We start from the raw sequence: 19828 nt of genomic DNA, 5'->3' as shown, positions 1-19828 counted from the left end.
GCGCGGTCCTTTCCAGCATGGCGGGGAGGCCTCGGCGGGCGAAGGGGCGCGGAGCCGTCGACCTTTCCTTGAACGCGCCGCCGGCAAAGCCTATGTTGGACGAGCGACGGTCCTAAATCGGGTGGCAGGCGCTTCAAGTTTGTGGAGGGGTGCTCGTCCTCCCCGTCGCACGCCCCGCTCCTTCGCGCCATCGTCCTGGCGTCGCCTGGCGCCGTGCCCGGACAGCTGTCACGGGCGGACTTCTGTCACGGCAGGGCGCCGGGGCCGCCCCACTATTTCTTCAGCTTCAGGGCGCGCTTGATGGATGACGTCGGTCCGTCCTCGGCCGTCGCCGCGAGCGCCGACATCTCCCGGCGCGTGTCCGCCGATAGCGCCCGCGCAACGCTCGTCGTCTCCGTCGGGCGGGTCGGCGCCGCGGCCTTGGCCGCCGCCATGGTCACGACAGGCGACTTCGACGCGATCTGAGCGGCTTTGCCGCGCCCCGCCTTGTCGTCGAGCGCAATCTCTTCCGGCGGCGCGACTGCCTCCGGGCGGCTCGTTTCGGCGACCTTGGAGAGGAAGCTCGGATGCATGCCGCCATCCTGATAGACGACGCGCACCGGCTTTACGCTTTGCGACAGCTCGGCAATTTTCTCCTCGTCCTTGGCGGACTTGGCCGAGACGCTCGCCACGATCTCGGGGTCCTGCTTCAAGGGCGGACAGGCCGCGAGCGGGTCCATGCGGCCGTCCGCCGCGGCGTTGAAGACATAGCGGCGGCCGCAGAAGGCGACCTCCGGCTCCATCTTCGTCACCTCGAAGTGATCGCTGCCTTCCTTGAGGTTCCTCCAAAAGCCGATATTCGAATCGAGGCGGTGCTTGGCCAGATTTTCGGCCGTCATGCGGAAGGGAAGGGACTGCATCTGAATGGACTGCTGGCCGCCCTCGAAGGACGCGCGGGCGATGGCGTAGATCTCGGCGATTTGCGCGTCGGTCATGGAGAAGCAGCCGGCCGAGGAGCAGGCGCCGTGCACCATGATCGTGCCGCCCGTATGGCCGAGCGCCTTGTCGAGCTGGTTGGGGTAGCCGACGTTGAAGGACAGGTAATAGGAGGAGTTCGGATTCATCTGCGCCGGGGTGATGGAATAGAAGCCCTCCGGCACCTGACGATCGCCCTCCCGCGTCTTCGGCCCCAGCTGGCCCGACCAGCGGCACATGGGGAAGGTTTTGAGGTGGACGTATTTGCCGTCCGACCCCATTTTCCAGATCTCGAGCTCAGCCTCTTTCTTATAGGCGCGAATCAGCATCGGCGCGTCCTTGCTGGTGCCGAGCTTCTCCATCAAGGCGACCGTCTCGCGCGGAACCGGCGCAAGCGAGCGATGCGACAGGCCGCTGTCGTTGCAGGCGGCGAGGGACAGCGCGGCGAAAGCGACGGCCGCGGCCGGCTTCAAGACCCGAAATGTCATGCGCTCAAGCTCCCCTCTCGCGTCCCGGCCCGCCGGTCACGCCGAACGGAACGTCTATCCGATCCAGCGTAAGCCAATCCTTACCAAGGGCTCGGGACGTAGAAACACATTGTGCTGCTTAGTCCCGACATTGGGCGATATGGTGTCCGTGGCGCCAGCGCGGGGGGTCGAAACCGCGCATTTTAGCGAACGCGGTTAACGCTTCTCGTCAAGCTTACGGCCCATGTTGAGAAACTTCTCTGCGCGGGCGTTGCGCAGTTGCTCGCGAGAGAGGTTCGTCAGCCTGGAAAGCTCCGACCAGACAGCGTCGCCCACGGCTGAGATCGCGGCGGGCGGATCGCGATGGGCGCCGCCGGCCGGCTCGGTGACGATCAGATCGATGATGCCAAACTTCAGCAGATCCTGCGCCGTGATCTTCATGCTCGTCGCCGCGTCCTGGGCCTTGGCCGAATCGCGCCACAGGATCGAGGCCGACGCCTCGGGAGACGCGACGGTGTAGACCGCGTGCTCGAGCATCAGCACCTTGTTCGCCGCCGCGATGGCGATGGCGCCGCCCGAGCCGCCCTCCCCGACCACGACCGCGACATTGGGAACGCCGAGCTGGAGCGAGGCGTCCGTCGAGCGGGCGATCGCCTCGGCCTGCCCGCGCTCCTCCGCGTCAATGCCCGGAAAGGCGCCGGCCGTGTCCACGAGCGAAATCACCGGCAGGCCGAAACGATCGGCAAGCTCCATGAGGCGCACCGCCTTGCGATAGCCCTCGGGCCGCGCCATGCCGAAATTGTGATGCAGGCGGCTCGCCGTATCCGAGCCCTTTTCCTGACCAATGATGCAGACGGGCTCGCCCCGCAAGCGGCCGAACCCGCCCACGATGGCGGAATCCTCGCCGAAAAACCGGTCGCCGGCGAGCGGCGTGAATTCGGAGACGAGCTGTTTGACGTAATCCGAGAAATGCGGCCGCTGCGGATGGCGTGCGACTTGGATCTTCTGCCAGGGCGTCAGGCCGGCGTAGAGATCGGCGAGCGCCTTGGCGGCTTTGGCCTCCAGCTTGGTCAATTCCTCGGCGATCGAGACGCCCTCGCCTTTCTCGGCCAGCGCGCGCAGCTCCTCCACCTTGGTTTCGAGTTCGGCGACGGGCTTTTCGAAATCGAGATAGGAGCGCATGGACGAGGGGTGTTCCTTCAAGCGTTCGAGGCCGCTTTTGTCGGCTCGGGCGGGCGCAAACTCGCCGCTCGGGGCGGCGAAGTCAAGGAAGGCGACTAATGCGGGAAAGCGCAATTTTGCTCGCCGGCCCGCGCCTTGTAGAAAAGACCAAAGGAAAAGGAGCCGCTGCTTGAGCTCGACCCGACCGGCTGAAAGCCGCTTCATCGCCGCCGCCGATGGCCTGCGCCTGCATTATCTCGATTACCCCGCGCCCGACGCGATGCGTCTGCCGCTCGTCTGCCTTCCCGGCCTGGCGCGCACGGCGGACGATTTCTGGCGCGTGGCCGAGACGACCGCGGACCGGCGCGTGCTCGCCCTCGACTATCGCGGACGCGGGCGCTCGGCGTGGGATACGGACTGGCGCCACTACGACCTCGACGTCGAGCAGGCGGATATTTTCGCCGTTCTCGCCGACGCGGGCGTGACGGAGGCGGCGTTTCTCGGGACCTCGCGCGGCGGGCTGCATACGATGCGCATCGCCAAGGCGCGACCCGCGCTGGTGCGCGCGGCGATCCTCAACGACATTGGCCCCAAGGTCGAAAAGGAGGGGCTTTTGCGCATCAAGCGCTATGTCGGCAAGTTGCCGCCGCTCTCGCGCCTATCCGAGGCGGTCGCGCTGATGCGCATGACCGCAGCGCCGCAATTTGCCGGCGTGAGCGCCGAGGAATGGGAAACCTACGCGCGTCAGACCTTTGTCGAGACGGAAAGCGGCGTCGAGCTGCGCTACGACCCGGCGCTCAACCACACGCTCGACGTCGTCACGCCCGACGCGCAATTCGAAGAATTCTGGGAGCCCTTCGCCGTGCTCGCCCGCGTACCGATCCTCGCCCTGCGCGGCGAGACGAGCGACATTCTCTCCGTCGAGGTTTTCGACGAAATGGCCCGCCGCGCGCCACTTCTCGAGCGCCACACCGTCCCCGGACAGGGCCATGCGCCGCTGCTCCTCGATCAGCCGACGCTCGACCGCATCAAGGTCTTCCTCAACGCCTGTCCCTGATCAGGGCGCATATCCCTGCGCCTGATTGAGCCGCGAGATGGCCGCGCCGACGGCGACGGCCGCCGCCGCCTGCGATCGCTGCGCGTCGAGCTGAAGCTGACGGATGCGGTAGAAATCGAGGCCGCCGATCTCGCCGAGCGCGAAGGCTTTGCGCGACAGCTCGAATTGCTCATTGGCGACGGCGAGCCTTTGGTTGGCGAGGCCCGCGGCGCGGCGCGCGGCGGCGAGATTGGCGCGCGCCGCCGCGATGTCGGCGAGCACGACGCGCTTGGCCTTCTCGTAATCGGCGGCGGCGCGGGTCATCTCCGCGATGGCCTCCGCCCGGCGCGGCTCCTGGCGGCCGTCCGTCGGCAGAGGAATGCGCACGCGCACGCCGACCGTCGTGGCGTCGGTCCGCTGGTCGGTGATCGGCTGCGAAAGATCGGTCGAATATTGCCGATTATGCTCCTGCCGGCCGAAGACGGCGACGTCGGGACTGTCGATCGGCGTCGCCTCGACGAGCTGGAGCTGCGCCTCGGCGCGGCGCAGCGCGGCGATCGGCGTGCGCAAGGCCGGATGGTCCTCGATCGGGCAGGCGGGCTTCAGGGTTTCGAGCGTTCCGTCGGGCGGCGCGCCGCCGGTGAGCGCCTCATAGTTCACGCGCGCCACCTTTACGGCGCCCTCCGCCTGCGCGAGCTCCGTTTCGGCGGCGAGCAATTCGTTTCTCGCCAGCAGCGCGTCGGCCTGGGCGGCGTCGCCGAGTTCGACGCGCCGCGTCATATCGGCGCCGATCTCGCGCGCCGTGGCGACGCGGTTACGCGCCACGCCCGCCTCGCGCGCCGCGCGCTGGGCGTTCCACCAGGCGTCGCGCAAGAGGCCCGCGACCTCGAGGCGCCTGAGCGCAATGCGCTCCTCGACCTCGATGGCGCCCGTGGCGACGGTCGTCTCCATGGCGTCGCGCTGGCCAGGCAGCCACAACGGCAGGCCCGCCTCCACCTCCGTTTCATTGTAATTGCGTAAGTTGCCAGCGACCGCGTTGCGCTGCAGGCCGCCGACATAGGGCGAACCGGGCGTGATCGACCGCGTCGTGGCGAAGCGCGACGTCACCGCGCCGAATTGCGCCCCGAGCCCCTGGCTCTGCGCGTCGATCGCCACCGCCATGTCGAGATGGCGCACGAGCACATGGCCGAGCGGCGACTTGCCGCGCTTCTCTAACGGCTGATCGCCTTTCACCGTTACTTCGCCGCGCGCCTTCGGCCCGGCGAGCGCCGGCGCGGGGGGCGCGAACAAAGCGGCGGCCATGACGAGCACCAGCCGTCTCATGCGCGAACCATGCGGTTGGCGAGCCTGCCGCGCTTCGAGCGCAGACGCCAGCCGGTGGCCCGATCGTAGAGGATCGGCAGGAGCACGAGCGTCAGCACTGTCGCTGAAATCAGGCCCCCGATCACCACGATGGCGAGGGGACGCTGGATTTCGGCGCCGGGGCCCGTGGCGAACAGGAAGGGAATGAGGCCGAAGGCCGCGATCGTCGCGGTGAGCATGACGGGACGCATGCGCCGCCGCGCGCCCTCGACGACCGCCTCGCGGGTCGTGCGGTTTCCTTCTGAAACAAGCTTGTTGATGTAGGAAATCAGAACCACGCCGTTCAGCACGGCGATGCCGATGAGCGCGATGAAGCCGACCGAGGCGGGCACCGAGAGAAATTCGCCGGAGAGCCAGAGGCCAAGAATGCCGCCGATCGCCGCGAAAGGGACGTTGCAGAACACGAGCGTCGCCTGCACCGCCGAATTGAAGGTGAAATACAGCAGCAGGAAGATCAGCGCCAGCGCGATGGGGACGACGATGGCGAGGCGCGCGGAGGCGCGCTGCTGGTTCTCGAACTGGCCGCCCCATTGATAGCTGTAGCCTTTGGGCGTCTTCACGTGATGCGCCACGGCGGCTTTCGCCTCGTCGACGAAGCCGACGAGATCGCGCCCCTCGACATTGGCGAGAACGGTCGCGAAGCGGCGTCCGTCCTCGCGGATGACCTGGATGGGGCCGTTCTCGGCCTGCACCTCGGCAAGCTGCGACAGTTCGACGACCTTCCCGTCGTTGGAGACCATCGGCAGGCGCGCGAAATCCACGGACGAGCGGCGCGACGTCTCGGAACCGCGAATGACGAGCGGCGTGCGGATCGGCCCCTCGAGCACGATGCCGACCTGCTGGCCGTCGACCCAGACGCGCAACGCGTCCTGAATTTCGCCCGCGTTGAGGCCGAAGCGTCCGGCAGCCAGCCGGTCGACGCGCGCGGTGAGATAGCGCATGCCGTCGTTTTGCAGGCCGAAGACGTCGCGCGCGCCGGGGATCTTCTTCAGTTCTGTCGCCACTTCGCGCGTCAATCGGTTGAGCTCGTTGATGTCGTCGCCGAAAATCTTGACGACCACGTCGCCGCGCGCGCCGATGATCATCTCCTGCACGCGCATGTCGATCGGCTGCGAGAAGGCGTAGGAAATGCCCGGGATGGCGTCGAGCACCTGGCGAATCTCTTCGGTCAGCCATTCCATGTTATGGCCGCGCCATTCGTTTTGCGGCGCGAGCGTGAGAAAATTATCCGTTTCGTTGAGTCCAACCGGGTCGATTCCCAATTCATCGGCGCCGGCGCGGGCCATCATGCCCTTTACCTCCGGCACTTTCTCCATGATCTCGCGCTGAATGAGCTTGTCGGTCTCCGCCGCCACGGCGACGCTGATCGTCGGATGCTTGCGCACGGTGATCACGGGCGTGCCTTCGTTCATCACCGGCATGAAGGTCTGGCCGATTCGCGAATAGGCGAGCCCCGCCGCGATAAGCCCGCAGACGGCGAGGCCGCCGACGGCCAGCGGACGCGCCAGCGCCATTTCGAGCAGAGGCTCGTAGATCGCGGCGATCTTGCGCACGAGCCAGGGTTCGTCGGCGGCGCCCGGTCGCAGGAGGCTGGCGCTCAACGCCGGCACGACCGTCAGCGACAGGATGAGGGCGGAGCCGAGGGCGAAGGCGATGGTGAGCGCCACCGGGGCGAACAGCCGGCCCTCCAGACCTTCGAGCGACAGCAGCGGCAGGAAGACCGTGACAATGATCACCACGCCCGAGGTCAGCGGGGTCGCGACTTCGCTCGTCGCCTCGAGTGTCATGAAGATGCGGTCGGCGAGCGTCGCGTCGTGAGCATGCGCGAGCCGGTGCTCGACATTTTCGACGACCACCACCGCGCAGTCGACGAGGAGGCCGATCGCGATGGCGAGGCCGCCGAGCGACATGATATTGGCCGACAGGCCCCATAGCCGCATGATCCCGAAGGTTGCGAGCGCGGCGAGCGGCAGGATGACGGAGACGACGAGCGCGGCGCGCAGATTGCCGAGAAACAACGCGAGCAGGATGACGACGAGGACGATCGCCTCGATCAGCACCTTCTGCACCGTCCAGACGGCTTTGCCGATCAGTTCGCTGCGATCGTAGAAAATCTCGATCTTCGCGCCCTTGGGCAGCAAAGGCTCGATCTCGGCGAGGCGCGCCTTCACGCCGTTGACGACCATGCTCGCGTCGGCGCCGCGCAGACCGAGCACAAGGGCCCAGACCGCCTCGGACTCGCCGTTGCGGGTCACGACGCCGTTGCGCGGCAACGCGCCGTTGCGCACTTCCGCCACGTCGCCGACGCGCACCACGCCGGTCTTGCGCGAATCGATGACGACGGAGCGAATATCCTCCAGCGAGCGCAGCCGGCCCTCGGCGCGCACCAGCAGCGCCTCCTCGCCGTCGCGGACGCGGCCGGCGCCGTCGTTGCGGTTGTTCTTGGAGAGGGCGGTTTCGAGCATGGCCACCGTGACGCCCCGCGCCGCCATGGCGGCGGGCGACGGCGCCACCTCGAAGGTGCGCACGAAGCCGCCGAGAACGTTGAGGTCGGCGACGCCGGGAAGGCCGCGTATGGCGGGGCGGATCGTCCAGTCGATGAGGCTGCGTTGCTCGGTTGGAGTCAGATCGCCGCCGACGAGCGTGAACATCAGCATCTCGCCGAGCGGCGTGACGATCGGCGCCAACCCGCCGGAGACGCCGTCCGGCAGCTGGTCCTGAACCTGCGACAGGCGCTCGTTGACCTGCGCGCGCGCCCAATAAATATCCGTCCCTTCCGCAAATTCGAAGGTGAGCAGCGCCACCGAGTAGCGGGTCGTCGACCGCATGCGAATGAGCGATGGAATGCCCTTGGCGGCGATCTCTATCGGCGCGGTCACCCGGCTTTCGAGCTCTTCCGGCGTCAGACCCGGCGCGCGCATGGCGACGAGCACCTGCGCCGGCGCGACGTCGGGGAAGGCGTCGATCGGGAGCTTGAGATAGCTCACCGCGCCCCAGGCGGCGACGAACAGGGCGCCGAGGAAGGTGAGCAGCCGCTGACGAAGCGAGAAGTGGATCAGGCGCTCAAGCATGACGGAGGATCACTTGCTCTCGATCTCGGCGAGTTCGGCGAGAAGCGTCAGCAGGCCGCGCGTCGCCACCTTCTCGCCGGCCTTGAGCGCCCCCTGCACCGAGGCGTATTGCGGCGTCTCCGAGACCAGGGTCACCGGAACGGCGCGGAAGCCCTCGGGAACGCGCAGGAAAACCCAATTGTAGTTGCGATGGCTGACGACTGCGTCGGCCGGCACGCGCCATTGCGAAGCGCCCCCGCCCCGGACCCGCAGAATCGCCTGAACCGCCTGGCCCGGCCGCAACGGGCTGCGTCCGGGCCGGAATTCCGCGACAGCCGTCACCGACTGGGTCGCCGAGTCGACCGTATGGCCGACGCGGATGAGCCGGCCCTCGAGCCCCGCCGAGGGCAAATGCACTTTTTCGACGCTGTCGAGCGCGACCGCGCGGCTGAGCGGCACCTGGAGATTGACCCAGATCGGGTCGAGCCGCGCGATGGTCACGAGCGGCGCCGAAGCCTGCACGCGCTCGCCGGTCGTGCCGTGCCGCTGGAGAATCGTCCCGCCGATCGGCGCGCGAACCAGCAGCGAGCTTGCGAGCTTGCGCTCCTTTCGCAGTCCCGAGATCTCGCCGTCCGTCATGCCGGCGAGGGCGAGGATCTGGGCGCGCTCGTCGAGGGCGGCGCGGGCCTGCGCCGCCTCGGCACGGGTCACGATCAGCCGGCGCTCGGCGATGATCTTCTCCTTGAAGAGCTGCTCGTCGCGCCTGAGCTTCTCGGACGCGAGATTGGCCTCCGACAGCGCGTGGAGAAAAGCCCGCTGCGATTCGACCAGGTCCGAGGATTTCAGCGTCGCGATCGGGTCGCCCTCCTTTACATCCTCGTCGGGTGCCACGAGCAAAGTCTCGACGAGCCCCGCCGCCGGGGCCGCCACGATGCGCAACTGCTGTGGCGGGACCGTGACGACGCCCGGCACGACGATCTCGCCGACGCCCGCCTCCGGCTCGACCGGCTGCGTCTCGATGCCGGCCGCGCGAACCTGCGCCTCCGTCAGCGGCGCAACGATCTCCGGCGGAACGGGCAGCGGATTGGGCGCGGGCGCGCCGGGCGCAGCGCCGGGCGCAGCGCCAAGGGCCCGCGCAGCGACGCTCGAGGCGAGGACAAGGCTGAGAAAAATCATTCGCCGCATGAGGGGAGGCATGTCTCCAGGGAGCGCGGGTGGCGGCAGTCCAGGGTGACAGCGCCCGCGAAGAGCCGCGACGACGCCCGTCGGCGTCCAGTCTCTTGATTTTGGCCGCCCCTGCGGGTGGGCTCAAGCCCCAACGGACAATTAATACGCCTTTCCAACGAAAAATAGTTCCGCCCCGCCTCGGCGAGAGCGCGGCCGGTCGCAAATCCCTCGCGCCTCCCTATATTTGCCCACAGCAACGATTCGTCCCCGAGGATTTCATGCGCCACCCCGCCAATGTCGCCGTCCGCCTCGTCGATTACCGCGCCCCCGATTTTCTCATCGACGCCGTCGCGCTCGATGTCTCGCTCGACCGGAGCGCGACGAGAGTGGTCTCGAAGCTTTCGATCCGCCGCAACCCGCGGGGCGTTCCCGGCGCGCCGCTCGCGCTCGACGGCGACGAGCTGACGCTGATCGGCGTCAGGCTCGATGGCCGCGCCCTTGGCCCGCAGGAGTATACGGCGACCCCCGACGCGCTGACGCTGACGGCGGTTCCCGACGCGGCCTTCACGCTCGAAATCGAAACGCGCGTCGATCCCGCCGCCAATACGCAGCTCTCGGGCCTTTACCGCTCGGGCTCGGCCTATTGCACCCAATGCGAGGCGGAGGGGTTTCGCCGAATCACCTATTTCCTCGACCGGCCCGACGTGCTCAGCGTCTACACGACGCGGATCGAGGCGGAAAAAAGCGAGGCCCCGGTTCTGCTCGCCAATGGCAACCCCGGCGAATCGGGAGATCTTCCCGGCACGGGCCGCCACTACGCCATCTGGCATGATCCCTTCCCCAAGCCGTCCTATCTCTTTGCCCTCGTCGGCGGCGATCTGGGCGTGCTGCGCGACAATTTCACGACCATGTCGGGGCGCGAGATCGCGCTCGCAATCTACGTCGAACACGGCAAGGAAGAACGCGCCGCCTACGCCATGGACGCGCTGAAACGCTCCATGCGCTGGGACGAGGAGAAATTCGGCCGCGAATATGATCTCGACGTGTTCAACATCGTCGCCGTCTCCGATTTCAACATGGGCGCGATGGAGAACAAGGGCCTCAACATCTTCAACGACAAATATGTGCTCGCCTCGCCGCAGACGGCGACGGACGCCGATTACGCGGGCGTCGAGGGGGTGATTGCGCATGAATATTTCCACAACTGGACCGGTAATCGCATCACCTGCCGCGACTGGTTCCAGCTGTGCCTCAAAGAGGGTCTGACGGTCTTTCGCGATCAGGAATTTTCAGCCGACATGCGCTCGCGCGCGGTGGAGCGCATCAGCGACGTGCGCGGCCTGCGACTGGCTCAATTCCCCGAGGACGCGGGTCCGCTCGCCCATCCCGTGCGCCCGGATATCTATCACGAAATCAACAATTTCTACACGCCGACCGTTTATGAGAAGGGCGCGGAGATCGTGCGCATGCTCCGCACGCTGATCGGCGACGAAGATTTCCGCCGCGGCATGGACCTCTATTTCGAGCGCTTCGACGGCGCGGCGGCGACGGTCGAGGATTTTCTCTCCTGTTTCGCCGATGCGACCGGCCGGGACCTCTCGCATTTCGCGCTCTGGTACAGTCAGGCGGGAACGCCGATCGTATCCATCGAAGGCGCCTATGACCCCGACGCCAAGAGTTTTGCGCTGACCCTGCGGCAGGCGACGAAACCGACGCCCGGCCAGCCGGAGAAGAAGCCCGTCGTCATCCCGGTCGCCCTCGCCCTCTTCGGCGAAAACGGCGAAAAGCTCGATCTCGCAAGCCCTGACGCGCGCGCCGACGAATTGGCGCGCGGCCTCTTCGAACTTTCCGAGAGCGCGCGCCGGATCGTGTTCGAGAACGTCCCCTCGCGCCCGGTGGTCTCGCTCCTGCGCGGCTTTTCCGCGCCGGTGCGCCTCGAGCCGGCGCCGGAAAGGGCCGACCTCGAGCGGCTGCTCGCTTGCGACGACGATCCCTTCAACCGCTGGCAGGCGGCGCAGAGCCTTGCGCTGCGCGCCATTTTTGCGCGCGTCGAAGCCGCGCGCGCGGACTCCCCCGCGCCGCAGGCGCAGGGCTACGTCGCGGCGTTGCGCACGCTGCTCGCCGGCGCCGACGCGGATCCGGCTTTCGCCGCGCAAGCGCTGTCGCTGCCTTCCGAAATTGACCTCGCCCGCGAATCCGGCAAGGACGTGGACCCCGACGCGCTGTTTTCGGCGCGCATGGGTTTGCGCGCCGAAATCGGCCGCGCCCTCCTTCCCGACGCCGAAGCCGCTTATGGGCGCTTTTTTGAAAGCGGGCCCTATCGGCCGGACGCCGAAGGGGCCGGACGCCGGGCGCTGAGGGGCGTCGCGCTCGACCTGATCGCCGCGGGCGATCCGCAAAAGGGCGGCGCGCTGGCGCAGCGTCAGTTCGCCGCGGCAGGCAATATGACAGACCGCCTGTCCGCATTGTCGACGCTCGCGCTGCTCGGCGGCGACGCGCGCGAGGACGCCTTCGACGCCTTCTTTCGCCAGTTCGCCGGCGACCACCTCGTCCTCGACAAATGGTTTGCGCTTCAGGCGACGATCCCGGAGCCCTCGACCACCGAGCGGGTCATCCGGCTCATGTCGCATCCCGACTTCGCCATGACCAACCCCAATCGCGTGCGGGCGCTCATTGGCGCCTTCGCCAACGCCAATCTCACGCGTTTCCATGCGCTCGACGCATCGGGCTACGACCTCCTGACCCGCGTCGTCCTCGAGCTCGACCCGAAGAACCCGCAGCTTGCGGCGCGGCTGTTGTCGTCGTTGCGGGCCTGGCGGACGCTGGAGCCGCGCCGGCGGGCGTTGATCGAGCCGCGGCTGCGGCATATTGCGGCGCAGGAGGGCCTCTCGGCGGACACGCGGGACATTGCGACGCGGGCGCTGGCCTGAGGCCCGCGCCGCATTTTTCAACCCCCGTTAACCGACAATTAAGGTCTGGACAATTCGCGCCTGAAAGATTCGAATGAAGGTGATTCGGGCGCGTCCCTGCCCATTCCCAGGATCGCCAGATATCGGAGACAATGGATGGCGCGCGACCCCGCAGCTCGGGCGATGAGTCACGCGGAAACGGTTTGGGGCGCCTATCGTTTCGACGGTCCGGGCGACAAGGATTCGAAAGAGAGTCTGTGGCTCAAACGGGCCGCGTTCATCGTATCCGCCGTCTGCCTCGTCTCACTCGCCACCTTCGCTTTCGCGCTGACGAACGCCATGCAGGATCGCGTCGTCGAGGAGGCGACCGCCGATTTCGAGCTCTTTGCGCGCGCGGTGTGGCACGATCTGCGCGACAAGATCGAAGCCGACGCGCGCAAACATCTCGGCGAGCCGTTGGACAAAATCCTGCCCGGCCGCGCCACGGCGCGCGGGCGGCGCATCGTCATCACCGACGACCATGGCCATGTGGCGGCGGCCTTTCCGCCGCTCGACTCGAAGAGCGTCACACTCACGGACGTGCTCGGAGCCGAGCAGGTGCTCACCGAATTCGCCGACAAGGCCGGCGTGATGCGCGTTACGCTCGCCGACGGAACCTACGCGCTCGCCACGGTGCAAAAACTGCCCGCGCCCTATGGTCAGGTGGCGATGATCTATCCGCTCGACAATGTGCTCGGCGAGTGGCGCGCCGCCGCCGCGCATTACGCCATTGTCTTCGCCATCACCACGCTGATGCTGCTCGCCATCGTCTACGCCTATGTCCGGCAGTCGCGCCGGCGGCAAGCCGCCGAACAGGTAAACAGCGTCATTCGCCGCCGGCTGGACGCGGCGCTGTCGCGCGGCCGCTGCGGCCTGTGGGACTGGGACATTGCGCGCGGGCGCATCTATTGGTCCGACTCCATGTATGAATTGCTCGGCCTGCCCGCGGAGCGCCGCTGCCTCTCCTTCGGGGAGCTCAACGGGCTGGTGCATCCCGAAGACGGCGATCTCTCCGTTATCGCCGACATGGTGTCGTCCGCGCGCAGCCGTAGCGTCGATCACGAGTTCCGCGCGCGTCACGCCGATGGCCGCTGGATCTGGCTGCGCGCCCGCGCCGAGATCATGCAGGACCTCGACGGCCGTCATCTCGTCGGCATCGCCGTCGACGTTTCGGAACAAAAGGCGCTTGCCCAACAAACGGTGGCGGCGAATATGCGTCTTCGCGACGCGATCGACGCCATTTCGGAAGCCTTCGTCCTGTGGGACGCACAAAACCGGCTCGTCGTCTGCAATTCCAAATTCCTCGATCTCCACGGATTGTCCCAAGACGTCGCGCTCGCGGGCGAAAGCTACGCGCAGATCATGATGCGCGCGACGGCGCCGACGGTTCAGACGGAGACCTCGCCTGCCGAACGGCCCCGGCAGGACGCGCGCACTTACGAGGCGCGACTGGCCGACGGCCGCTGGCTGCAGGTCAATGAGCGGCGCACCAAGGACGGCGGCTATGTGTCCGTCGGCGCCGACATCACGGCGCTCAAGCGCAATCAGGAAAAGCTCATCGAGTCGGAGCGGCGGCTGACGGCGAGCGTGACCGATCTCACCCGCTCGCGCCAGACTTTGGAGATGCAGGCTCAGCAACTCGCGACGCTCGCCGAGCAATATCATCACCAGAAGGCGGAAGCGGAAGCCGCCTATCTCGCCAAGTCCGAATTTCTCGCGAACATGAGCCATGAGCTGCGCACGCCGCTCAACGCCATCATCGGCTTTTCGGAAATGATGCTGGCCGAGCCCTTCGGCGCGCTCGGCTCGCCGAAATATATCGAATATTGCAACAATGTCCGGCAGGGCGGGGCCTATCTCAACGAAGTGCTCTCCGACATTCTCGACATGTCGCGGCTGGAAGCCGGCCTTGTGCGCCTCGCCGAGCGCGAGGTCGACGTCGCCGACGCCGCGCGCCGCGCGATCGACGCCTGGCGACCGCGCGCGGAAGAGAAGAAAATAACGCTGATCCTCGAGGCGGACGCGAAGCTGCGCTGCGTGGGCGACGAGGCGGCGATCGTCAAGGCGCTCAGCGTCTTGCTCTCCAACAGCGTCAAATTCACAGACGCCGGCGGCTTCGTGCGGCTGCGCGCGCGCCATCATGGCGAGTCCATCGCTTTCTTCGTCGAGGACACCGGACGGGGCATCGATCCGCACGTCCTGCCGAAGCTCGGACGTCCGTTCGAGCAGAGCGCCGGCGTCATGGAAAACGGCATGAAAGGCTCGGGCCTCGGCCTCGCCATCGCGCGCGCGCTGATCGATCTGCATGGCGGCGCGCTGCGCATCCGCTCACGCGTTGGCCTCGGCACGGTTGCGATGATGCGCCTCGCCTGCGCGCATTGCGCGGGCCACAACGTCACGCCGCTGGTGACGCGGCCCGCTGAGGCGGCTTCTTCCGTCGCGAAAGGCCCGGCCTATGCGCGTTCGCGCGAGACGGTCGCCGCCGCGCGGGTCGCCGGCAGCGACAGCACGACGCGCAGGCCCGGCGCATTGTCCTCGATTCGCAGCGCGCCGTGATGCAGACGCGCCACCGCCGAAGCCATCGACAGGCCAAGGCCTGAACCCGGCCGGGACCGCGAATTCTCGAGCCGCACGAAACGCCCGACGACCCGCTCGCGATCTTGCGGGGAAATTCCGGGACCATGATCGGCGACGGTGATTTCAATCCGATCGGCGACGCGCCGCGCCGTGACGTCGACGCGGGCGTCTTCGCTCGATGCGCCGTATTTGAGCGCATTGTCGACGAGATTGACCACCGCCTGGCCGAGCAGCTCGCGGCTGCCCGTCACGGCGAGGCCGGGCTCGGTTTTCACATCGAGCCGCACGCCCTGCTCTTCGGCGACGGGTTCGTACATTTCGACGATGTCGCCCACGACCGCATCGGCGTCGAAGGCCGTAGGGTTGTCGCTACAATAGCCCGCCTCGGCGCGCGCGATCATCAGCAGCGCGTTGAAGACGCGGATCAGACTGTCCGACTCTTCGATCACGGTCGTGAGCGCCTCGCGGTGCTCCCCATTTCCCGAGGCGCCGCGCAAGGCCGCTTCGGCGCGGTTGCGCAGGCGGGTCAGCGGCGTCTTCAGGTCATGGGCGATGTTGTCCGAGACTTCCCGCAGCCCGGTCATCAGCTCCGAGATGCGTTCCAGCATCGCGTTGAAATTTTCAGCGAGACGGTCGAGTTCGTCGCCCGCCCCGGAGACCGCCAGCCGCTCGTGCAGATCGCCCGCCATGATGCGGCGCGCCGACGCCGACATGACGTCGACGCGGTCCAGCATGCGCTGCGCGACGAAGAGCCCGCCCAGCGCGCCGACGAGGGCGAGCCAGAACAACGACACCCCCAGCGCGCGGCGCAAGATATCGCGCAGCACCTCATGGTCCTCGATGTCGTGGCCGATGAGCAGCCGGAAACCGCCGGGAATGAGGAACAGGCGCATGAGCGCCGGATGGGTTTGGCCGGGCTCGCCGCGCCGCTGATAGGGCGTTTCCACGAGCTTGGAGCCCCCGACCGGACCCGACGTCGGCGGCTCGATGTTCCCGACGATGACTTCGCCGGAATGGGTGGTCAGCAGATAGAGCGAGCCGCCCGGCGCGCGCACGCGGCGCTCCAGCGCGCTCGTGAGCTGATGCAGTCCGCCTTGTGAATATTGTTCGGAAAGCGCGCGGATCTCCGCGTCGACCGTCTGTTCGATCTGTTCGTCGAGCACTTCCTTCACCCGCGCGCCGACGCGGGTCAGCACCAGGCCGGCGCCGATGGAGAAGAGGACGAGATAGGCAAGCGACAATTTGAAGGCGGTCGTTCGAAAGAGCTTGCCGACTTTTCCGGTAAACACGGGCGCTGTCCTGTCTCATCGCCGGCCCCTCGGGCCTTTCGGTCAAGATATGGGCGTTCCTTGGCGATTTGTCCCCACATTGCGCGTGAGCGCCGAGCGGCGGGAACTCCGCGCGCAGGCCGACGTTGAATCGCCGAGAGGGGCAGTCAAGGTTCTATAGCCATGAAAAAGAAGCTGAAATCCGCTCTACTGGGGCTTCTCTGCGCAACGACCGCGCTAAGCGCCCTACCGCCCGAGGCGCTAGCGGGGCCGATGAGCGTCGCCTCGCCGGAGACGATCGGCCTGAAAGCGCCGATCGAGGATGTCCACTATCGCGCGTATCGGGGCTACCGGCACTGGGGCTATCGCCCGTATTACCGCCATTGGGGGTATCGCCCGTATTACCGCCATTGGGGGTATCGTCCCTACTACCGCCACTGGGGCTTCTATCGCCCCTATTACCGCCCCTATTACCGCCCGTGGGGCTACTATCGGCCCTACTATCGGAGCTATTACCGGCCGTACTACGGCTATCGATATGACCCTGCCGGAGCCATCTTCGCGAGCGCCGCGCTGGGCCTGATGGGCGCCGGCATCGCGGCGGCGACAGCCCCGCGCTGGGGCTGGGGCTGGGGTCCCGGCTGGGGCGGCTGGGGCTGGGGCGGCGGCTGGGGCGGCGGCTGGTGGTAAGTCGCCAGGCCTTAAATCCCGCGACGGCGTGCGGCTAACGCATGCCGTCGCGGATCATGTAGCCCGCGCCGCGGATCGTATGCAGCAGCGGAGTTTCGCGCCCCTTGTCGATCTTGGCGCGAAGCCGCGAGATGTGCACGTCGATGACGTTGGTCTGCGGATCGAAGTGATAATCCCAGACATTCTCGAGCAGCATGGTCCGCGTCACGACCTGCCCCGCGTGCTTCATGAGATATTCCAGGAGCCGGAACTCGCGCGGCTGCAGGATGACCTCCTGCCCGCCGACCGTCACCTTGTGCGAAAGCCGATCGAGCTCTAGATCGCCGACCCGGTAATGCGTCTCCTCGCCGCGCGGGCCGATGCGGCGGCGAACCAGCGCTTCGACGCGCGCAAGCAGCTCGGAGAAGGCGTAAGGTTTCGGCAAATAGTCGTCGCCGCCGGCGCGCAGGCCCTTTACTCGGTCGTCGACCTGTCCCAGCGCGGAGAGGATGAGCACGGGGGTCTCGACCTTCTGCTCGCGCAGGCTGGAGATGAGCGACAGCCCGTCCATCTTGGGCAACATGCGGTCGACGATCATCACGTCGTAATCGCCTTCGCGGGCGTTCGCATAGCCCTCGAGCCCATCCGCCGCATGGTCGGCGACATGGCCCAGTTCACGGAAGGCCTTGACGAGATAGTCGGCTGCTTCCCGGTCGTCTTCGATAATCAGAATGCGCATCGCGCCCATAATAGCCGACCTTCCGAAAAAACGGCAGGCCGGCGCGGGGGCGCCGGCCTGCCCGCGACGGGCCAGGAGGGGACTGGCTTCCGTCGCTCTCCTTTGCGTGGGACCGTCTGCGGGCGGGTGCAGTTTGCTGGTCCACGGCGCAAGAAGCTTTTTCCAATTCACCGCCTCATCTCCAGATGACGAGGCCCCCCATTCGCCTAGCCGGCGCCCTGCTTCACGGGCACGGCGATGAATTTGGACCCGTCGGCGGATTTCACGCGCAGCAGCACCGAGCGTCGGCCTTCCTTGCGCGCACCGTCGATGGCGCTCGAGAGATCGGACCGGGTATGCACGGGCTGGCCGCCGGCCTCGACGATGACGTCGCCCCGACGCAGTCCCTTCTGGGCGGCCGCGCCGCCCGGATCGATGTCGACCACATAGAGACCCTCGCCGCCGCCGCCGCGCATTTCAGACGCGGGCGCCACCTCGATGCCGAGGCTTGCGACATGCGAGCCGCCGCCGCCGCCGGGTCCGCCCATATCCTCTTCATCCGCGCGGGCCTCCCGCTCCTCCGGGAGCTTGCCGAGCGTCAGCTTTGCCGATTTCTCAGACCCATTCCGGAGATAGGTGATGTCGACGGTCTTGTTCGGACCCATCGCCGCGATGCGGCGGGCGAGCTCGCGCGGCCCGTCGATCTTCTCGCCGTTAACTGCGACGATCACGTCGCCCGACTTGAGACCCGCGGCCTCGGCCGGCGCGCCCTTTTGCGGCTGCGCGATCAGCGCGCCCTTGGTCGACTTCAGTCCGAGACTGTCGGCAATGTCTTGCGTCACCGGCTGTATCTTCACACCGATCCAGCCGCGCGACACCACGCCCTTGTCCTTGAGGGCGGCAATGACGTCCTTCGCCACTTCCGCCGGAATAGCGAAGCCGATGCCGATCGAGCCGCCCGAGGGCGAATAGATGGCCGTGTTCACGCCGACGACGGCGCCGCGCTCGTCGAAGGCCGGGCCGCCCGAGTTGCCGCGGTTCACCGGCGCGTCGATCTGCAGGAAGTCGTCATAGGGGCCGGCGCCGATGTCGCGCCCGCGCGCCGAGACGATGCCCGCCGTCACCGAGCCGCCGAGGCCGAAGGGATTGCCGACTGCGATGACCCAGTCGCCGACGCGCGGCGGCGTCGCCGTCCATTCGACGTAAGGAAGCTTCGCCCCGTCGTTCACCTTGAGCAAGGCGAGGTCCGTGCGCTTGTCCGTGCCGATCACTTTCGCCGACAGGGAGCGGCCGTCCTCCAGCGCGACCTCGACCTCGCTCGCATGTTCGACCACGTGGTTGTTGGTTACGACATAGCCGTCGGCGCTGATGATGAAGCCCGAGCCCTGAGACTGCGTCATGCGCTTTTGCGGCATCTCGCCGCCGAAGCGCTTGAAGAAGCGATACATGGGGTCGTCGGGAGACAGTTCCTGTCCTTCAAAGGGATTGTGCGACTCCTCATAGGCCTTGACCTTGATCGCCACGACGGCGCCCTTCACCCGCTCGACGACATCCGCAAAGGATGACGGACCGGCGGGCGCGGACAGCGTCGCCGGCGCTTCGGCGAAAGCTCCCCCGACGGGCGCGACGACGGCGCCGAATGCGAGCGCCGCAGCGGCGCCCATCAGCGCGAAGCGCGAGGCGCGCCGGCGCGACGGCGCCGGGATGCGTGAGCTGCGCTCGATAATCGGATGCTGCATGTCAAAAACTCTCCATTCCGGCGGCGAAGGCTCCAGGGGGCCCGGAGCGCATCGGCTCCTGTCGCCGCTGCAACAGGAAAATGGAGGCGCCTCGCTTGCCGTCCAATGGCCGCGGCATGAAACTTTCGTAAGGAGCGCGTTCTTCAGCGCATCTGGAACGCGGCGGCGCCGCGCGCGTAGAAGGCCTCAGCCTGGCGCAGACAAAGCTCGAAGCCCGACAGATTGGTGTAGCGCTGTTCACGAGGCGCATCGGTCGAGATGACGTCGCGGCCCTGCGCGCGAATGGCTTCAGCAATCATGAGATTGTCGAAGAGACCGCAATCCTCGACGCTCAGCCCGTCGTCGGCGACGAGCGGCGCGGCTGCGCGCTGCGCCCCGCAGACGCGCGCCGCATAGACGTCCGTGACATTCGTATAGGCAAAGATCGGCTTCTCCAGCGCGAAGGCCATGCCGACTTCGAACACCGCGCCGACGTCGGCGCTGGGGCTGCGGAAGGGCGTCAGATTGGCGATGATCGCGTCGCAGCGACGGATCATCGCGGCGTTGGCCTCGAAGATCGACCGCGACGGCGCGTGTGCGAGGGAGAGCTCTGCATCCAGCGGAAAGAGGCCCTGAAACCCATGGGCTTCGCAGAGTTTTTTCTTTTCCTGTCCGATCGCGACGGCCTCGGCGAGAAAGACCTCGGGGCCGGCGAGATAGAGCGCGCGCAAAT

The 19828-nt window shown here is 67.1% G+C and carries 13 protein-coding genes; 4 read left to right on the top strand and 9 right to left on the bottom strand.

The genetic code is table 11. The features are described from left to right. Nucleotides 1–272: 272 nt before the first annotated feature. Nucleotides 273–1442, bottom strand: coding sequence for a murein L,D-transpeptidase family protein (locus tag RVU70_RS12820; protein ID WP_363346849.1), 1170 nt, complete (start codon nt 1440–1442; stop codon nt 273–275). Nucleotides 1443–1637: 195 nt separating this feature from the next. Next, nucleotides 1638–2603: an acetyl-CoA carboxylase carboxyltransferase subunit alpha gene (locus RVU70_RS12815; protein ID WP_363346847.1), complete on the bottom strand. Its 966-nt coding sequence runs from the start codon at nt 2601–2603 to the stop codon at nt 1638–1640. A 169-nt stretch (nt 2604–2772) separates the two neighbouring features. On the opposite strand from RVU70_RS12815, the gene RVU70_RS12810 reads away from it, so the two are divergent. Further along, on the top strand, nt 2773–3639 hold the full coding sequence (locus RVU70_RS12810) for an alpha/beta hydrolase (protein ID WP_363346845.1): 867 nt from the start codon (nt 2773–2775) through the stop codon (nt 3637–3639). On the opposite strand, the gene RVU70_RS12805 is transcribed toward RVU70_RS12810, so the two are convergent. From RVU70_RS12805 to RVU70_RS12795, 3 genes are read right to left on the bottom strand one after another with little or no spacing between them, the layout of a single operon-like run. Then, complete coding sequence (locus RVU70_RS12805; protein WP_363346843.1) at nt 3640–4941, bottom strand: TolC family protein; 1302 nt, start codon at nt 4939–4941, stop codon at nt 3640–3642. It abuts the gene before it with no gap. Further along, a complete protein-coding gene (locus RVU70_RS12800; protein WP_363346841.1) occupies nt 4938–8051 on the bottom strand; it encodes a CusA/CzcA family heavy metal efflux RND transporter in 3114 nt (1037 codons plus the stop codon). Before RVU70_RS12800 ends, RVU70_RS12805 begins: the two co-directional genes overlap by 4 nt. Nucleotides 8052–8060: 9 nt before the next feature. Beyond that, the gene (locus RVU70_RS12795) at nt 8061–9215 is read right to left on the bottom strand and encodes an efflux RND transporter periplasmic adaptor subunit (protein ID WP_363346840.1); all 1155 of its coding nucleotides are present in this window, start codon (nt 9213–9215) and stop codon (nt 8061–8063) included. A gap of 260 nt (nt 9216–9475) precedes the next feature. Here RVU70_RS12795 and pepN point away from each other — a divergent pair, with 260 nt between their 5' ends. Together pepN and RVU70_RS12785 are read left to right on the top strand one after the other, a co-directional pair. Continuing rightward, nucleotides 9476–12127 (top strand): aminopeptidase N, encoded by a 2652-nt coding sequence (gene pepN / locus RVU70_RS12790; RefSeq protein WP_363346838.1) that lies wholly within the window; start codon nt 9476–9478, stop codon nt 12125–12127. Nucleotides 12128–12262: 135 nt separating this feature from the next. Continuing rightward, nucleotides 12263–14701 carry an ATP-binding protein gene (locus RVU70_RS12785; protein ID WP_363346836.1) on the top strand — a complete coding sequence of 813 codons (2439 nt, stop codon included), beginning with the start codon at nt 12263–12265 and terminating at the stop codon, nt 14699–14701. Here the strand turns inward: RVU70_RS12785 and RVU70_RS12780 are convergent. Then, on the bottom strand, nt 14599–16011 hold the full coding sequence (locus tag RVU70_RS12780; protein ID WP_363346834.1) for a HAMP domain-containing sensor histidine kinase: 1413 nt from the start codon (nt 16009–16011) through the stop codon (nt 14599–14601). The genes RVU70_RS12785 and RVU70_RS12780 overlap by 103 nt on opposite strands. A gap of 162 nt (nt 16012–16173) precedes the next feature. On the opposite strand from RVU70_RS12780, the gene RVU70_RS12775 reads away from it, so the two are divergent. Then, nucleotides 16174–16680, top strand: coding sequence for a hypothetical protein (locus tag RVU70_RS12775; RefSeq protein WP_363346832.1), 507 nt, complete (start codon nt 16174–16176; stop codon nt 16678–16680). A 34-nt stretch (nt 16681–16714) separates the two neighbouring features. Here RVU70_RS12775 and RVU70_RS12770 read toward each other — a convergent pair whose 3' ends face one another. The 3 genes from RVU70_RS12770 to RVU70_RS12760 form a co-directional block, all read right to left on the bottom strand. Beyond that, entirely contained in the window at nt 16715–17398 is a 684-nt protein-coding gene (locus RVU70_RS12770; protein ID WP_363351326.1) for a response regulator transcription factor, read from the bottom strand. A 206-nt stretch (nt 17399–17604) separates the two neighbouring features. Next, nucleotides 17605–19116, bottom strand: coding sequence for a Do family serine endopeptidase (locus tag RVU70_RS12765; protein WP_363346830.1), 1512 nt, complete (start codon nt 19114–19116; stop codon nt 17605–17607). 143 nt (nt 19117–19259) lie between these two features. Beyond that, nucleotides 19260–19826 carry a nucleoside 2-deoxyribosyltransferase gene (locus RVU70_RS12760; protein WP_363346828.1) on the bottom strand — a complete coding sequence of 189 codons (567 nt, stop codon included), beginning with the start codon at nt 19824–19826 and terminating at the stop codon, nt 19260–19262. Nucleotides 19827–19828 lie beyond the last annotated feature (2 nt).

The sequence above is a fragment of the Methylocystis echinoides genome (genome assembly GCF_040687965.1).
GTDB classification, from domain to species: Bacteria; Pseudomonadota; Alphaproteobacteria; order Rhizobiales; family Beijerinckiaceae; genus Methylocystis; species Methylocystis echinoides_A.
This window is presented reverse-complemented; position numbering and strand designations above follow the sequence as displayed.

Excerpts from the sequence above, each read along its gene's own strand:
- pepN (WP_363346838.1), top strand. The coding sequence starts at position 9,476 with ATGCGCCACCCCGCCAATGTCGCCGTCCGCCTCGTCGATTACCGCGCC.
- RVU70_RS12775 (WP_363346832.1), top strand. The coding sequence starts at position 16,174 with ATGAAAAAGAAGCTGAAATCCGCTCTACTGGGGCTTCTCTGCGCAACG.
- RVU70_RS12815 (WP_363346847.1), bottom strand. The coding sequence starts at position 2,603 with ATGCGCTCCTATCTCGATTTCGAAAAGCCCGTCGCCGAACTCGAAACC.
- RVU70_RS12770 (WP_363351326.1), bottom strand. The coding sequence starts at position 17,398 with ATGCGCATTCTGATTATCGAAGACGACCGGGAAGCAGCCGACTATCTC.
- RVU70_RS12765 (WP_363346830.1), bottom strand. The coding sequence starts at position 19,116 with ATGCAGCATCCGATTATCGAGCGCAGCTCACGCATCCCGGCGCCGTCG.
- RVU70_RS12785 (WP_363346836.1), top strand. The coding sequence starts at position 12,263 with ATGGCGCGCGACCCCGCAGCTCGGGCGATGAGTCACGCGGAAACGGTT.
- RVU70_RS12800 (WP_363346841.1), bottom strand. The coding sequence starts at position 8,051 with ATGCTTGAGCGCCTGATCCACTTCTCGCTTCGTCAGCGGCTGCTCACC.
- RVU70_RS12795 (WP_363346840.1), bottom strand. The coding sequence starts at position 9,215 with ATGCGGCGAATGATTTTTCTCAGCCTTGTCCTCGCCTCGAGCGTCGCT.
- RVU70_RS12805 (WP_363346843.1), bottom strand. The coding sequence starts at position 4,941 with ATGAGACGGCTGGTGCTCGTCATGGCCGCCGCTTTGTTCGCGCCCCCC.
- RVU70_RS12820 (WP_363346849.1), bottom strand. The coding sequence starts at position 1,442 with ATGACATTTCGGGTCTTGAAGCCGGCCGCGGCCGTCGCTTTCGCCGCG.